Annotated in this window: 12 protein-coding genes and 2 pseudogenes; 5 read left to right on the forward strand and 9 right to left on the reverse strand. The window is 35.3% G+C overall.

Features of this window, described 5'->3' with window-relative positions:
- Positions 1-1,392 precede the first annotated feature (1,392 nt).
- Complete coding sequence (locus F6K54_RS23495; RefSeq protein ID WP_293082690.1) at positions 1,393-2,952, forward strand: hypothetical protein; 1,560 nt, start codon at positions 1,393-1,395, stop codon at positions 2,950-2,952.
- Positions 2,953-2,977: 25 nt separating this feature from the next.
- Complete coding sequence (locus F6K54_RS23500; protein ID WP_293082693.1) at positions 2,978-3,442, forward strand: GAF domain-containing protein; 465 nt, start codon at positions 2,978-2,980, stop codon at positions 3,440-3,442.
- Positions 3,443-3,719: 277 nt separating this feature from the next.
- On the opposite strand, the pseudogene iscB reads toward F6K54_RS23500, so the two are convergent.
- From iscB to F6K54_RS23515, 3 genes and pseudogenes are all read right to left on the reverse strand, one after another.
- Positions 3,720-5,034, reverse strand: a pseudogene (iscB, locus tag F6K54_RS23505) (RNA-guided endonuclease IscB).
- A gap of 438 nt (positions 5,035-5,472) precedes the next feature.
- The gene (locus F6K54_RS23510) at positions 5,473-6,042 is read right to left on the reverse strand and encodes an ADP-ribosyltransferase (RefSeq protein WP_293082697.1); all 570 of its coding nucleotides are present in this window, start codon (positions 6,040-6,042) and stop codon (positions 5,473-5,475) included.
- A gap of 317 nt (positions 6,043-6,359) precedes the next feature.
- Positions 6,360-6,614: a zinc ribbon domain-containing protein gene (locus tag F6K54_RS23515; RefSeq protein ID WP_293082700.1), complete on the reverse strand. Its 255-nt coding sequence runs from the start codon at positions 6,612-6,614 to the stop codon at positions 6,360-6,362.
- Between the two features lie 66 nt (positions 6,615-6,680).
- Here F6K54_RS23515 and tnpA point away from each other — a divergent pair.
- Positions 6,681-6,946 (forward strand): annotated as a pseudogene (gene tnpA, locus F6K54_RS23520) (IS200/IS605 family transposase); the annotation flags it as partial.
- A gap of 710 nt (positions 6,947-7,656) precedes the next feature.
- Here tnpA and F6K54_RS23525 read toward each other — a convergent pair.
- From F6K54_RS23525 to rdgB, 6 genes are all read right to left on the reverse strand, one after another.
- A complete protein-coding gene (locus F6K54_RS23525) occupies positions 7,657-8,934 on the reverse strand; it encodes an FGGY-family carbohydrate kinase (protein WP_293082702.1) in 1,278 nt (425 codons plus the stop codon).
- A gap of 97 nt (positions 8,935-9,031) precedes the next feature.
- The gene (locus F6K54_RS23530) at positions 9,032-9,214 is read right to left on the reverse strand and encodes a hypothetical protein (protein WP_293082705.1); all 183 of its coding nucleotides are present in this window, start codon (positions 9,212-9,214) and stop codon (positions 9,032-9,034) included.
- 1,347 nt (positions 9,215-10,561) lie between these two features.
- A complete protein-coding gene (locus F6K54_RS23535) occupies positions 10,562-10,744 on the reverse strand; it encodes a hypothetical protein (RefSeq protein WP_293082708.1) in 183 nt (60 codons plus the stop codon).
- Positions 10,745-10,838: 94 nt separating this feature from the next.
- A complete protein-coding gene (locus F6K54_RS23540; RefSeq protein ID WP_293082711.1) occupies positions 10,839-11,066 on the reverse strand; it encodes a hypothetical protein in 228 nt (75 codons plus the stop codon).
- Entirely contained in the window at positions 11,053-11,523 is a 471-nt protein-coding gene (locus F6K54_RS23545; RefSeq protein WP_293082714.1) for a DUF262 domain-containing protein, read from the reverse strand. Before F6K54_RS23545 ends, F6K54_RS23540 begins: the two co-directional genes overlap by 14 nt.
- 254 nt (positions 11,524-11,777) lie before the next feature.
- On the reverse strand, positions 11,778-12,383 hold the full coding sequence (rdgB, locus tag F6K54_RS23550; RefSeq protein WP_293082717.1) for an RdgB/HAM1 family non-canonical purine NTP pyrophosphatase: 606 nt from the start codon (positions 12,381-12,383) through the stop codon (positions 11,778-11,780).
- Between the two features lie 1,418 nt (positions 12,384-13,801).
- Between rdgB and F6K54_RS23555 the strand changes: the two genes are divergently transcribed.
- Together F6K54_RS23555 and F6K54_RS23560 are read left to right on the forward strand one after the other, a co-directional pair.
- The gene (locus F6K54_RS23555) at positions 13,802-14,503 is read left to right on the forward strand and encodes a CHAT domain-containing protein (RefSeq protein ID WP_293082720.1); all 702 of its coding nucleotides are present in this window, start codon (positions 13,802-13,804) and stop codon (positions 14,501-14,503) included.
- Between the two features lie 310 nt (positions 14,504-14,813).
- Positions 14,814-15,398: a CHAT domain-containing protein gene (locus F6K54_RS23560; RefSeq protein ID WP_366558211.1), complete on the forward strand. Its 585-nt coding sequence runs from the start codon at positions 14,814-14,816 to the stop codon at positions 15,396-15,398.
- Positions 15,399-16,385: the final 987 nt, after the last annotated feature.

Genomic DNA, 16,385 nt, shown 5'->3' on the forward strand with positions numbered 1-16,385 from the left:
TAGACAATGGTTGTCCGAAGGCAGGAGGCATCCCCCCTACCCCCCTTTGAAAGGGGGGGAGGCAGAAGGTTTTCTCAAGAGTGTCACCTTAATTTTATACACGCTCCGATGCTACCGGACATGATATTATATCAAATCCGCTCAGGTTCGGTATAAAAAAATGTTCCATCTTCAGCTATTGCCAAATATGAAGCTTATTTCCCCGCACTCCCCACACTCCCCACACTCCCCACACTCTTTATCTAATTACACCAATGCTACCGGATTTGATATTATGCACCAGCAAAACTAACGTTTCTTCCTTTGAAAAGGGAAGCTTTAAACCTGAATTATTTAATTGTTAATTATTCAGTAATTGGTATAGCAATCCGCGCTTATGTTGTCAGATTTTATAAATGCGGGGTTTGGTCTCCAAATCTCTTGGCGCTTCGGTTTGGAAACCAAACCCCTACAGTTTTTTCTCACGAATGATTTCATATTGCTATATAACCTACATTCCGCACGACAAAATGTAGCAACCGAAGAAGGAGTCAGGAGACAGCTATACTGGAGACAGAATTTTAGAAGAAAATTATAGCTGCTGTGATTAAGTCAACGATCAAGCAAGTATTTAGGGCTTGCTGATTAATCATCAAAGTATTGACTGCTATTGGATTGAGCGTTTTTTGGTTGAAAAAAGTACCAACTTTTCGGTAGAAAGAGCTGCATAAAGCTAGTATTTTGGGATGATTATGACAGAAAAATTAAGGGACTATTTTTCCGACTACCTCCTCTAAATTCCCCGTCCCTCCTGTCTCCTGTCTCCTGTCTCCTGTCTCCTGTCTCCTACCCCTACTAAAAAACTTATTCAGCAAACCCTATTTATACGTAAATTTTTTACTCGGAATTTGATGAACGAAAAAAGTAATTAAGATGATTTGCATAGTATAAATACTTAAGCTTGCTACGGGTTCATATACTACTTTTAATGTTACGCTCTTGACGTGCAGAATGTGAGATATAAGATTTATATATATTTATTTTAGTAAAGAAATATTTTTAAGCTATTGCATTTCTAAGAAATTTAAGGTAATAAACTAATAATCAATTAGGAGCTAAGTAGGAACGGCTGAATAAAGTTGAGACCTATAAGCATCAGTCTCTTGAGAGATATTAAAGTTTGACAAGTAGTCACAGTTGGCAGTTTTCATACAGAAATAACTTGATTTATTTAACATAACCTACTGGACTGACACATCTAAAACTGTGCATTAGCTTTTAACTTGAAAATTCTTACTTTTGAATGCATGAATGCATAAGTTTTGAATTGAATCTAATGCACCATTTAAGGCGTGTCAGTCTACGACTATATCCTTTCTATTCTATTAGACCATAATTATTGGTAAATTATTGATGAGTAAAATAGCTAATTGGAATCCAGAAAATACAGATTTTTGGCAACAACAAGGATCGAAAATAGCCAATCGTAATCTTTGGTCTTCTATCCCTTGTTTATTATGTGCTTTTGCCATTTGGCTGTATTGGAGCATTATTACTGTACAAATGAAGAACTTAGGTTTTCCATTTGAGACATCTCAACTTTTTAACTTGAGTGCAGTTGCTGGACTCACTGGTGCAACTTTACGGATTCCAAATTCCTTCTTAATTGCTATATCCGGAGGAAGAAATGTAATCGCTATCACCACAACATTACTAATTATTCCCTCATTAGGTACAGGGATAGCTCTACAAAATCCCAATACTCCCTATAGTCTTTTCATTATCTTAGCTGCCTTGTCAGGTTTTGGAGGTGGAAATTTTGCTTCCTCCATGTCTAACATTAGCTTCTTCTTTCCCAAGAAAAATCAAGGAGCAGCTTTAGGTTTAAATGCAGGTTTGGGAAATGTAGGTGTTAGCGTCATGCAGGTTTTATTACCTTTTGTCATGACAATTCCATTATTCGGAGCCTTAAGTGGACAAGGAATTCCCTTACCTACAGATATAGGAGATAAAGCTGCCGGGACATTAGTTTGGATACAAAATTGTGGACTGGTTTGGGTTCCTATTTTAGTCATCCTAGTGATTAATGCTTGGTTTAACATGAATAATTTAGTAACAGCTAGTCCCGATGTTGGTTCAACAATAAAAGACACTTTAACAGCTTTATTAAAGTCTCTTGCCCTAATTTTCTGTGCTTTTGTTAGTGCAGCGATCGGGTTATATATGCTTCTGGTAGTAAATATCAATATGTGGATTGTTTTACCAATCACAATTGCCTTGACTGTGGTAATTATGGGTATGGTGCAAAAGCCTTTCCAAATTTCCCTCAGTCCCCAATACCGAATTTTTAAGAATAAGCATAATTGGATTATGACTTGGTTATATACCATGACATTCGGTTCATTTATTGGTTACTCAGCAGCTTTTCCTTTATTAATTAAAGTTGTATTTGGAGAGTTACCAGATGGCACAATAAATCCCAATGCTATTAATCCTTTTGCTTATGCTTGGTTAGGTCCTTTAGTAGGTTCATTGATTCGACCTTTAGGTGGTTGGTTATCTGATAAACTCGGAGGTGCAAATGTTACCCACTGGGATACAATTGTGATGATTGGTTCAGCTTTAGGAGTGGCTTATTATGTTAAGCAAGCAAGTGTTTCTCAAACTCCTGAAATTTATTTCATGCCATTTCTAATTCTTTTTCTCATCCTTTTCATTACTACTGGTATAGGTAATGGTTCAACTTTTCGGATGATTCCTATTATTTTTGAACCTAATCAAGCCGGACCAGTTTTAGGCTGGACTTCAGCCGTTGCTGCTTATGGTGCGTTTATTATTCCTAAAGTTTTTGGTGGTCAAATAAAAGCTGGTCATCCTGAATATGCACTGTATGGTTTTGCGGTTTATTACCTCAGTTGTTTAATTGTTAATTGGTGGTTTTATGCGAGAAAAAATGCTGAAATTAGTTGCTAATTGAGGTTAATTGATAATTTAAAATATGGATAAATTAATCGGGCAAATACCTGTAACTAATCTGGAAAAGACTCTAAGTAAAATCTGCAAATTGACGGATTTTCATTATGGTGAAATTTGGTTACCTAACCGGGAAAATAATTTATTAGAATTTAGCCCTTATTACCATATTGTTGGGGGTAATTACCAAGATAATTTAGAAAAATTTCACCTCTGTAGTCAAGACTTTATCATATCTAAAGGTGAAGGATTACCTGGACGAGTTTGGTTATACAAACAGCCGGAATGGATACTAAATGTCTCGGTTGAATCGGAAGGATATTTTTTGAGAAATCAAATTGCTAAAGCTTTTGGAGTTAGAACTGGCTTTGCTGTTCCTATGATAATTGAGGAAAAAGTATTAATGATTCTTGCTTTTTTTGCTTGTGATATTCGCTCTTATTCATCCGATATTTTAGCACTAGCAATGGATGCAAAAATACACTTCTAAACTTTTCTGGGAGCTGGCTGATTAAATGTAAACATTCAGCTCTCAGCTTCTTAATGAATGAAGTAAAAATTCGTTTAACTTATACTACATTTTCCACTCATAAATTGAAGCATAAGAAAGACTTGTTTTAAGTTTTTAACCATACAATTCAAGCTAATGAAGCTGATAGCTGATAACGCAGTTCCGACCATAGGAGGCTAGCTGACGACTGAATGCTTACAATTAAATATCAAAGTATTTACATACAAAGGCACTTGCCTTTTTTGGTCTGTTAACTTTATTTATGCTTACTGTTAAGTAATAGATCAGCATTTTCCTCGACATTTATGGACAACTGTGGACAAAATGTATAGGTATAACCATCTTTTTGATGTACAACTTTTAATTTGCTGACATGAACACTTTTAGCTTTCTGTCCTGGCACGGTGAAGTTAAAACTATTTGATTTTGACCGAGGATTAACTCTACCTACTTCCCCTGTTTCAATGTTCAACGCTAAATCTCCACTATTCCAACCTTTTATAGGTTTGAGTGGGTTATACCTTATGGGGTATCCATATTTATTTACCGCTGCTTTCTGTCTACCTCCTTGGCCTTTGCATATAGCAACTAAAGCTTGGGTGGTCTGGAATTTTAACTGATTCACTTCTCCTATACAAGCAGCATCTATGCAGTGCGCTTTTGGCAATTTTTGTTTTCTGCGGTTAAATTTTGTTTGCCCCCCGCTAGATGTGATTACGGTTAACCCAGTAGTCTTTAAAGTATTGAACAATTTCCACCGACAAGAATTAACGGCTGCTGCATCTTTTAAAGGCGATCTAGCTTGGGTTAGTATTCGCTTTAATAATTCTGGTTTTCCAGATAAGAATTCTTTGACATCTTGATTACTTTTAATCTGATTGCATTTACTACAGGCAACAGTTAAGTTAGATACTCGGTCTGAGCCTCCTTTCGATATGGGGTGAATATGTTCTATTTCTAGTGGTGTATTTGTTTTGCCACTTGTGGAAGCACATTGACGACCCCATTTTTCTAACAAATATTCTCTCAATTCATATCCTGCTAATTCACCCTGTTGATACTCAGTACCAGAAATTTCTGGATTTTGAATCAATTGAGTATTAAAGCGAACCAGTTCCATTGAGATTGATTCTACTGGACAAAACTTAATTAATCGTTTGACCCAAGTCATAGTAGTTTCGACTCTGTGTATAAGAGAAGGTGCTAACCAACCAGTGGGCTTCTTTTTGTTCGGGTTACCTGGTTTACGGTATCTGAGGTTTTTTGTCCTTCTAGCTCTCCGTCTGTGAGAACGCTTTTGTAGTTTTTCGGAAATTAATGAACCTCGATGTTGAATTTCTAGCATCCAGATCACCTTGTTTCCATCTAATAGAGCCATCCCTGTAAATTTTGAGCCTGGGTCAATTTTTAGAGTTAAAGCTGTAGAAACACCTTTAACAGCTTTGCGTGAGAATCAAAGTAAATGGAAAGCGTCGCCAGACAGCAGCTTTACCAGAATTTAACAACCTACGAGCAACAGAAGGTTTGCAAGGTTGTAATGGTTTTTTGTTTGCATCTAGTCGCGAAAACATAATTAGTGTTAGACATTGTGGTGTCTAGTCCTTTTCAGTAAAGTGTTCCTCGATTATGTTGGCCAGGCTTTTCATGCTCTAAACACTGTCGGTACAAAACCTACTTCCGATTGGCGCACTAAACACGCTGTCCTTAATTTAGAGCGACTAGCATATATGCTGGAGTTCACACATTGTGGTCGTGACCTGCCAACGTAGTCAGTTAAGACTTAATCTGCAACCTTTGAGAGACAATTCCTAAAAATGTCGGCCGATTGGCTAGGTTTTTCAAAGGTGTCTTAGCTAATTTATTTTGCCTATTTACAGGTTATATCATGTCCGGTAGCATCGGAGCGTGTATAAAATTAAGGTGAAAATAGGAGAAAACCTTCTGCCTCCTGCCTCCAGCTCCCGCTGCCTTATTTCCACCAAAGTCTAATTATTCAACCGGACATGATATTAATTATGCTCAAAATTATTCCCTTCAATGGAAATTTCTTCTAGGTCAACATAATTTACTTTCCCTAATTTAACTTCCTTGGGCACATTAGTTACCTCATATTTAGTACCTTTGGGAACTAAAACTTCGCTTTCACTATACATTGCAGAAAAATCACTAATAGACACTCCCGAATGATTGTGCTTTACCCGAATAACTACTTGGTAACAATGACCAGAATAAGTCTCAGCAATTTTTGGATCGGAAGTAAAACTGGTGAGCGAATCTAAAGTATAGTCTCCATGGGGTTTTAATTGTTGAATAAAAGATTTTATTGATTTTTCACTAAAAGACATACCCCGATAAATATCACCATCATAAGCGGGCATTTTGTGCATAAATTTGTTGAGAATTTTAACATTCCCTTCGTCTTTTCCTTGTTTATCTGCCCTTCTAATTTTACGAAAATCTGTAGTGGTAAATTTTTCAAGTGCAGATAATGATTCTGCTGCTTCGATAGAATTCATTCCACTTAATTTAGCAACCTGAGCAACGAGTTTATTGTTTTCGCAAAGTACAATATTGTTCATAAAGTTCACCTCAACTCGATATTTTTTATTATCTCCTAAAATTACTCAAAAAGTAACCCATTCATTTAGATAATTTTTGCCTCCCCCAGATGGGTGAATTTGAAGCTTAAAATTGCTTCTGACCTGATATAGACAGCAATTTCTCAACAATTCTTCAAGAAAATCAAATAGGTATAAATAACTAAGAAATCTGAATAAAGTGCTATAAATTCTAATTTAATTATTAAGAAATAATCTATCAATACTTTCCTGATAAACTTGTAAAAGTACAAACTTTAGCAATAAGTACCTGGACTTGACATACTCCCGACGCTCCCCTACGGGAGAGCGCGGGATTCTTCAGCCAGAGAAAAACTGACCGCAGTTTTAACAGAAGTGATGTCCTCCTCCTGCTTTGATAACAATCCTATTTTTTGTATTAGGAGTGCTGAGTTATAGTCTCTGTCTAGTTCCTGTCCACATTTAGGACACGAATGCCAGCGTTCTGATAAACTTTTAGAGACTTTATTCAGACATTCCCAACAATGTTGAGATGTACCTTTGGGGTCTACGCGTGATAATTCTTTTGCCAAGTTTCCAGGCTACATACTCCAAAAATCAAGAAATTGATAGTAGCTGCCTATGCACGATCGGGGGACTGCAAACTAATAGAGTTTCATGGTGAACCCGCAAATCGTACACTTGCTATTCCAATACTACCCACAGCTTGAGTTACCTAAATTTGTTACTAATCTAAAATCTGTGAGCAGTAGAAGACTTAGGGCTGAGTTTCCAGTACAAATCAATAAAACTTACTTCAAAGCTGTATAAAGGAAGTGAATCTTATTTTATTGCTAGCTGTGGTGGTGTAAGTATTTCAGTGCTAAAGAAGTACATACAAAATCAGGACGAACCATCGACATAACGCCCGACTTTCCCATACGACGCTCCCCTCCGGGAGAGCGCGGGACTTCCCGTCGGGGGAGTTAAATCTGAGCAAGACTTCCCTCAAATATGAAGATAAATTACGGTCTTTTTTAGTGTAGGTTATGACCATATTATATCATATCCGCTCAGTTAAAAATCTCAAAACTATTGTACAGTAGATAAATATAAACCTCTGTTGAAAAACTATAACGTTGGAGTTTTTTTGATTTATAGCACAAGGAAGAAGAAAGAAGGAAGAAGGAAAAGTTTTACGTTGTCTGAGTTTTAAACTTTTGAACTGTCAAACACCTTTGCTTCCACTGCTATATCTATATCTATTGCCAGAGTCAAGCAAAAGAGTCAAACCACTCTCTATGTAAATAAAATTTCATTTCCCTAGGCGATCGCTTTTGTGGGTCGGTTAAAAATTTCAAAACTATTGTACAATAGATAAATATAAACCTTTGTTGAAAAACTATAACGTTGGAGTTTTTTTGATTTATAGCACAAGGAAGAAGAAAGAAGGAAGAAGGAAGAAGGAAAAGTTTGACGTTGTCTGAGTTTTAAACTTTTGAACTGTCAAACACCTTGGCTTCGACTGCTATATCTATTGCTAGAGTCAAAAAAAAGATTCAAACAACCCTCTGTGTAAGTAAAATTCCATTTCCCAAGGCGATCGCTTTTGTGGGTCGGTTAAAAATTTCAAAACTATTGCACAATAAACTGACGACTTGCCAAAACAGCACTACCATAAGCTGCATCTGTATCAACAGCTTTTATCATAGGTACTTGTAAATACCGTCCCCGAATCGCTGTAAAAGTAGGATTTTTAGCGCCGCCCCCAGCAGTATAGACATTGGTGAGTGTAGCTGCGCTTAATGCCTGCAACAATTCATAGCCTCGTAATTCAATTTTGGCAATACCTTCAAGCAAACCATGAAGAAACTTCACAGAATTTTCTGGTCTAGGGGTTAATCGTGGCAGTAATTCTGGGTCATTTATTGGAAAGCGATCGCCCTTTTGTAACAAAGGATAATAATCTAACCCACTTTCAGTATTAGGGTCTATTTGACTACTCAAACTTGACAATTCAGCATCAGTAAAAAAATGTCGCAAAACAGCGCCTCCAGTATTAGAAGCACCACCGATCAACCACAAATCTCCCAGACGATGACTATAAATTCCATATATAGCATTATCAACTCTAGTACGACTTAAAAGTTTTAACACCAGAGTCGAACCTAAAGAAGTTACAGCTTCCCCGGGAGTATTAGCACCACTGGCAATAAAAGCAGCAATGCTATCTGTTGTACCTGCACAAACAACACATTCGGGAGACAAACCAAGACTATCGACAACTTCTGGAGTAACATTCCCAACTATTGCACCTGGTGTGACGACTTCTGGTAAATGGATATTTTTTCCAACTTCAGAATTAACAAAATCAGTCAACCAGTCTGGATAAGATAAATTGCCGACATCGTAACCCAGTTTCAAAACATTGTTATAGTCACTAACTCCTAGTTTTCCATGAAGCAAAAATCCTAACCAGTCAGATTGATGCAAAAAATAATAACTTTTATTTGACAGAGAAATATTTTCAATCAACCACAACAACTTTGCCAAACTAGAAGTAGCGCTAATAACAGGATGATTAGGTGGGGCAATACTTCTCAACTTATCCATCATTGCCACTCCCCTACTGTCGTTGTAAAGAAGCGCTTCAGTCACAGGTTTACCATAACTATTGGACAATAGTACAGTTGCCGAAGTACCATCAATAGCGATCGCTCGAATATCCCCTCGCATTTCTTGGGGAAGATTGGAAATTAGATTAAATAAAGCTGTTTGCCAAACATGAGGCAATTTATTTTGTTGAGTATTTTCCCAAACATACTGTGTTTGTGCTTTAACTTGAAAGTTAGAGTCAATAAGCACTGCACGGGTTCCGGAAGTGCCAAAATCAAGTCCTAAGTATAAATTCATTTTCAATAAAAATTTACTATAATTTAAACTAGAAGATTATATACAAAAACTAAGACGTTATAGTTTTTAGTAGGTTAGGTTGAAGTCATTTGAGTTATCAGTTTTTTTCACAAATATGACAAATGAGGCTAAATAAAGCTTTTTGCCAAACATGAGGCAATTTATTTTGTTGAGTATTTTCCCAAACATACTGTGTTTGTGCTTTAACTTGAAAGTTAGAGTCAATAAGCACTGCACGGGTTCCGGAAGTGCCAAAATCAAGTCCTAAGTATAAATTCATTTTCGATAAAAAATTGCTATAATTTAAACTAGAAGATTATATACAAAAACTAAGACGTTATAGTTTTGTAGATCATTAATTCTCTATATCTATAGGTTGGTCTGAGGTAATCAAACCCAAGCTACAAGGTTTTCACTTGCTATAATCTAAGATAGGTAATTATATACAAAAACTAATACGTTATAGTTTTGTAGATCATTAATTTTCTGTATTTATAGGTTGGTCTGAGGTAATCAAACCCAAGCTACACGGTTTTCACTTGCTATAATCCAAAATAGGTAATTATATACAAAAACTAAGACGTTATAGTTTGTTTTGTAGATCATTAATTTTCTGTATTTATAGGTTGGTTTGAGGTAATCAAACCCAAGCTACACGGTTTTCACTTGCTATAATCCAAAATAGGTAATTATATACAAAAACTAAGACGTTATAGTTTGTTTTGTAGATCATTAATTTTCTGTATTTATAGGTTGGTCTGAGGTAATCAAACCCAAGCTACACGGTTTTCACTTGCTATAATCCAAAATAGGTAATTATATACAAAAACTAAGACGTTATAGTTTGTTTTGTAGATCATTAATTCTCTATATCTATAGGTTGGTCTGAGGTAATCAAACCCAAGCTACAGGGTTTTCACTTGCTATAATCCAAAATAGGTAATTATATACAAAAACTAAGACGTTATAGTTTGTTTTGTAGATCATTAATTTTCTGTATTTATAGGTTGGTCTGAGGTAATCAAACCCAAGCTACAGGGTTTTCACTTGCTATAATCCAAAATAAGTAACTATATACAAAAACTAAGACGTTATAGTTTTGTAGATCATTAATTCTCTATATCTATAGGTTGGTCTGAGGTAATCAAACCCAAGCTACAGGGTTTTCACTTGCTATAATCCAAAATAGGTAACTATATACAAAAACTAAGACGTTATAGTTTGTTTTGTAGATCATTAATTTTCTGTATTTATAGGTTGGTTTGAGGTAATCAAACCCAAGCTACAGGGTTTTCACTTGCTATAATCCAAAATAAGTAACTATATACAAAAACTAAGACGTTATAGTTTTGTAGATCATTAATTCTCTATATCTATAGGTTGGTCTGAGGTAATCAAACCCAAGCTACAGGGTTTTCACTTGCTATAATCCAAAATAGGTAACTATATACAAAAACTAAGACGTTATAGTTTTGTAGATCATTAATTTTCTGTATTTATAGGTTGGTCTGAGGTAATCAAACCCAAGCTACAGGGTCTTCACTTGCTATAATTTAAAATAGGTAACTATATACAAAAACTAAGACGTTATAGTTTTTAGTAGGTTAGGTTGAAGTCATTTGAGTTATCAGTTTTTTTCACAAATATGACAAATGAGGCTAAATAAAGCTTTTTGCCAAACATGAGGCAATTTATTTTCCTGAGTATTTTCCCAGACATATTGTGTTTGTGCTTTAACTTGAAAGTTAGAGTCAATAAGCACTGCACGGGTTCCGGAAGTACTAAAATCAAGTCCTAAGTATAAGTTCATTGTCAGTAAATATTTGTTATTATCTAAGATAGGCTAATATATGCAAAAACTATAACGTCTTAGTTTTTAGTAAGTTGGGTTGAAGTCATTTCAGTTATCCGTTATCCCTATAAAAACCCCTAGTCAAAACTACAAAATCATTGGCAGAAATTTTTCTAGTAACCTGAACAAACCATGACCAAGTAGAATTATCTCCACGCCCTAAAAAAGCATCTAACTTATTCCTTAACTCCTCATCCAAAACCACAGGATTATCCAAATATAAACAAGATTTTTCTAACTCAAAAACCCAAGGATACCTATCAGAATTAAAAACTTTCAAAAATATTGACAATATCTTCTTCTTTTGTTTCAGGAGATAAGGAAATAACAGGAACCATAAATTTATGGAGCCTTTCATGGATATTTATCAATAATTCTTGTTCTTTATCCTCCCAAATATCTTGTTCTCTATACAGCCACTTATTAAAACTATTAGAGTCTCGCAATTGAGAAAAAGGTAAGGCTTTGTGTTGTTTGACTAATTCATCGTATTTTTTTCTTCCACGACTATCACGTTCAGATGTTCCTATAACTGCATCTTCTAATTTATTATCTAAAACTGGCTCTAAATCTAAATAAAAACGATGAGAATTTTTAGCCCCTTTTAGAGGTTTATTAGGTTCATAAAGTCCATAAAATAGAGAATTAATGCGTTTTTGACCATCAAGAACTAACTTTACAGTTTCTGTCACATAAGGTTTATCTGTTATTCCTTCCACTAATCTAAAATCAAACATTGGTTTTTTTACTAGGAGTGTCTAACATCAGAAATATTCCGATAAAATAACCCTGCAACAAAGAAGTTAATAAATCTTGAATATCATCTTTTGTTCCAAACAAAAGACCTTTGGAAATCAGGAATAACAACTTTTCCTTCCACAGCATATTCAATAATACCTAACAAATTTTCAGGATTTGCTTTTGGTGATTCTAGAGACATAAATATTTTTTATCCTCCCTTAATTTTTAACAAGATGTTTAATATACAAAACTAGGCAAAAATAGCTTTCATTTGAGGCAGTAATATTTGAAAAGCTTGACCGCGATGAGAGAGCGATCGCTTCATTTCAGCAGACATCTCCGCAAAAGTCTTTTCTTGTGAAGGAACATAAAATATGGGGTCGTAACCAAACCCACCATTGCCACGGAGACTATATAGAATTTCTCCACGGCAAATCCCCTCTGTTTCTAATGCAATTGTGCCATCAGGTCTAGCAATGACAAGAGCGCAGACAAACTGTGCCTGACGATTAGAATTATCTCCCAATTCTGTTAATACTCGCTCTATTTGTTCCGCAACAGTAGGGGCATAACGAGCAGAATAAATACCTGGTCTGCCATCTAAAGCATCTACTGCTAATCCAGAATCATCAGCGATCGCCCATTTCCCAGTAGCTTTGGCCACAACAGTAGCTTTGAGGCGAGCATTAGCTAGAAAAGTTTCCCCTGTTTCTTCAACTTCTAAATCTTTTGGTTTTAGTTGTAATTGTAAATTCAAATCTGCTAGATATTCCTGCATTTCTTGAACTTTTCCTGGATTACCAGTAGCGACAACTAGGAATTTAGGAGTTGTTTGTGCGGGAGTAATATTTGTCATTCTTCTATATGAATATTTATTTTATCTTAAATAGAATACCACATTTATCAACTCTAACCAGGTTGAAGTATCCACATAAAAAAATAAAATTATCGTTAGTAAAGAGAAAGATAAACTGAGTTAAGCATCGCCGTAGATAGATTTAGTAAAATAGGATAGAAGGTAAGCATTCAGCTATTAGCAGTCAGCTATCAGCAATTAATAATGAATAATTATTTCTAAGGTTGGGAAAGGAGACTTTGGAAGTAACTTTTTATTCTTTTTAGATTTATAAATTACTCTTACTTTCCCAACATTAATAGCTGATAGCTAATAGCTGATGGCTGAATGCTTACCATAGAAGAGATTCATTAATTGATAATGAATAATGGATAATTACAAGAAGGTTAAAACCGTTACATAATTGAATATAATACCAATTTGATAAATGTTTGTTACAAATGGTAGAAGTAATAAAGAAGGAAGAGGGAAGAAAAAAGAAGGAATAAATATTGAAAAAAAGGGAAAAAAGATAGATATAACTACCTAAAATTAACTGAAACAGTTATTTTTAAGCATATCTGATCGATATCTAGCTTTTTGTAGCATTCTTTTTTCAAATTGGTATAAGGAAATCTGATTTCTTTTCTTGGTCGATTGGATATGGCGAGGAGACCTCGCCATCCCACCCTTCGGGAAGCTCCGAAGATCGACTGCTTTTTCTCCTTAAAGAGAGAGGCTTTAAACCGAATGAATTAATTATCAATTATCCATTATTAATTGGTAATATAGAGTAGTAATTTAATCATCTATGCAATATTCAAAGTGTAGCAGCAAATATACTTCCCTACTGTGTTAATATTATTTTTCAAGGGTGCTTCAACAATTAATAATTAATAATTAATTATTAACAAATACATCTTCTTGAAAAGAAGAGGATTGACGCGGAGCGTGAAAATTTTTTCTTTTCTTGGTCGATGGTTGGCCAGCGAGGAGACCTCGCCATCCCATTCTACGGGAAGCTAGGAAGATCGACCGCTTTTTTCTCCTTTAAAGAAGAGGTTTTAAGCCTTAATTAGGGCTTGCTGATTAAATCTAAAAGCATTGACATATAAAGACTTTAGCTTTTTTGGGTCTGAAATACCTTGGTTTTCAGCTCTTCACGCTCAAAAAGTTAGTATTTTAGGCGCATAGTTGGGCAGAAAAATTAAAGGACAATTCTTACTCCTACTTCCTCTAAATTCCTATTTCTCCTGTCTCCTACCCCAGCAAAAAGACTTTCCATACGCAAACCCTAATTATTCGGTAAATACCTTAAATCTAGTTTTAAATATTCAATTCATTAAACCAAGTATTATATGTTACGAAAATTATTCTCTCCTAAGAACAAATACAAAGTTAGTCTAACAATTTTTTTATTGATTCTTTCCCTAACTATTATGTTTAGTTTTAATTCAGAAAAAACCCTTTCTGAAGACATAAATTTCAGTCCGAAAGAGCGAGACAAGATGACTGCCAATCTCACTATATCGGAAAAAGTTATGAAAATGGAGCAAAGGCTAGAAAAAGAATTTGAGAATTATTTTGATCGAGAAATTTCAGAAGTTTCAAAAGCGGGTGATGACATTGCTCAAAAATTGTTAGAAATTAGCAAAAAAAATAATATAAGACCTGCGGTATTTTGGGCAATTCCTGAACCAGAATATTTACATTTAGTTTTAATTTATCCTGGAAAAAAACCTCTAGTTCAAGATATTGACTTCCTCAAACGCGAAAACCTCATTCGTAAAGTCAAATTATTTAATAATGAAATTACCAATCCTCAGATGCTGTTCACAAATTCTTACTTAAGTCTGGTTCAACAACTTTATCAATCTATAGTTAAACCCTTTGAAGGAAATCTCCAAGAAGACAAAATAGACACAATATTGTTTTGTTTAGGAGCAGGTTTGCGTACTCTACCAATAGCAGCATTACATGATGGAAAACAATTTTTAGTAGAGAAATATAGCCTAGCAATTATTCCTGCATTTAATTTAATTGACTCCAATTATACTCCCATTCAAAAAGCCAGAATTTTGGCAATGGGTGCTTCAGAATTTCCGACCCAAAGTCCTTTACAATGGATAATTAACAATTGATAATTGATAATTAATTCATTCAGTTTAAAGCCTCTCATGAGCAAGGAGAAAAAAGTGGTCGAGGGATGGCGTTTTGCTCCGCAACATATAAAGCGGAGCGGCTCTGATAAGAGCGGGTCTCCTCGCCATATCCATGAGACCAAGAGAAGAAATCAGATTTCCTTATATTCAATTCCGTAATGGTTTTAACCAGAGGTAATTATCCATTATTCATTATTCATTATCAATTATCAATTGATGAACTGCTGTTCCAGTTGAACTTTCAACAATTGTTGATAGAAACCTCAGAGAAAATATCTCAGCTAAAAATATTTCTAGAGGTTGGCCTGGAAAATTATTTCTTAATCAGGACTTCACCTTAAAAAACTTAAAAAATCAACTTTCTTCTCAATCTTTTAATATTATTCATTTAGCAACTCACGCGGAATTTCGACCAGGAAAACCAGAACAGTCTTATATTCAATTATGGGATACTCAACTCCATTTAGACGAAATTAAAGAGATTAGTTGGAACGATCCTCCAGCGGAATTATTAGTTTTAAGTGCTTGTAAAACAGCCGTTGGAGATCGAGATGTGGAGTTAGGTTTTGCAGGATTAGCTTTACAAGCGGGGGTTAAATCTGCATTAGCAAGTTTATGGTATGTTAATGATATTGGTACTTTGGCTTTAATGAGTGAATTTTATGAACAGTTAAAAACAGCAGCAACTAAAGCCGAAACAATCAGAAAAACTCAAATTAAAATGATTCAAGGAGATGTATATTTAACGAGGGAAAAATTGAAATTTTCTAGAGGAGAAATCTCTTTGCCTCAGAGTTTACAAACATTGGGAGAAACTGATTTTTCTCATCCTTTCTATTGGTCAGGATTTACTCTTATTAGTAGTCCTTGGTAATTTCAGTTATCGATACCTCTGCAATAAGGAGGCTTGACATAACAAATATGCTTTTTTTATCCCCTTAAAAGGGCAGGGCTGTTTCATTCTCCATAGACACGGGGACGCACCAGACACACCAGACAGGGGGATGGAGGCTTTTAATTTATGATTAAAAGTTGACTTTTCACCATTTTAGTCAGAGCAAAAGGGACGCTTATTGGCTGAAAAATCGGAAAATTTTTGGTAAATTTCACTGTTCCACGACCCCCCTTATCTCCCATTCTCTCGCTCATCGTTAATTTACAATAGACATCTCCAATAATAAAAAATAAAATCAACTATCGTACAGAAATTATCAATTCTTTCCCCCTACTCCTGCATTTCTCACAAATTTTGTGATTCTAGTCGCTGAAAACCTTGTATAGCAAGCATTTAACCCTGCTTAAAAGAGAGGATAAAAAACAACACACTGTTGAAAACCTGATTCTGTATGACTTTGAGTAGATAAGGATTTTGACTTATTAAACTTATTTTGTGAGAAATCCGGGTACTGCCTACTGCCTACTGCCTACTCCCTCTTTTCTGGAGATGTCTAATACTTTGAAACAGCCCTGCCTTAAAAGGCTATCCCTGATAAGGAACTCCTGAAAACCTTGTGGAAAGCAGGGGAGCAGGGGACCCACCCCTCGCCCCTCCCCCCTGACAAGGGTAGGTTTTTTACATTAATCGTATAATGGGAGTCAGACAAGGTAGACAAGGGGGGAAAGTGGACAAGGCAGAAGAAGAAAAAAGAGGCATTAAAACTCATGAAGATCTCATTATCTATCAAAAAGCATTTGATGCGGCTATGACTATCTTTGAATTATCACGCGCAATTCCCTACTGAAGAAAGATACTCTCTGACTGACCAAATTCGTCGTTCCGGAGCGCTCTGTTTGTGCCAACCTTGGTGAGGCGTGGCGAAAAAGAAGGTATCAAGCATCATTTGTAGCTAAATTAAATGAT

Origin of the sequence: Okeania sp. SIO3B5 (assembly GCF_010692555.1) — a bacterium.
In the GTDB taxonomy this organism is placed as follows: domain Bacteria; phylum Cyanobacteriota; class Cyanobacteriia; order Cyanobacteriales; family Microcoleaceae; genus Okeania.

What these genes read in the sequence shown, in the direction of transcription:
- F6K54_RS23545 (WP_293082714.1), bottom strand. Translation starts at nt 11,523, where the DNA reads ATGTTTGATTTTAGATTAGTGGAAGGAATAACAGATAAACCTTATGTG.
- F6K54_RS23525 (WP_293082702.1), bottom strand. Translation starts at nt 8,934, where the DNA reads ATGAATTTATACTTAGGACTTGATTTTGGCACTTCCGGAACCCGTGCA.
- F6K54_RS23535 (WP_293082708.1), bottom strand. Translation starts at nt 10,744, where the DNA reads ATGAACTTATACTTAGGACTTGATTTTAGTACTTCCGGAACCCGTGCA.
- F6K54_RS23555 (WP_293082720.1), top strand. Translation starts at nt 13,802, where the DNA reads ATGTTTAGTTTTAATTCAGAAAAAACCCTTTCTGAAGACATAAATTTC.
- F6K54_RS23500 (WP_293082693.1), top strand. Translation starts at nt 2,978, where the DNA reads ATGGATAAATTAATCGGGCAAATACCTGTAACTAATCTGGAAAAGACT.
- F6K54_RS23495 (WP_293082690.1), top strand. Translation starts at nt 1,393, where the DNA reads ATGAGTAAAATAGCTAATTGGAATCCAGAAAATACAGATTTTTGGCAA.
- rdgB (WP_293082717.1), bottom strand. Translation starts at nt 12,383, where the DNA reads ATGACAAATATTACTCCCGCACAAACAACTCCTAAATTCCTAGTTGTC.
- F6K54_RS23510 (WP_293082697.1), bottom strand. Translation starts at nt 6,042, where the DNA reads ATGAACAATATTGTACTTTGCGAAAACAATAAACTCGTTGCTCAGGTT.
- F6K54_RS23530 (WP_293082705.1), bottom strand. Translation starts at nt 9,214, where the DNA reads ATGAATTTATACTTAGGACTTGATTTTGGCACTTCCGGAACCCGTGCA.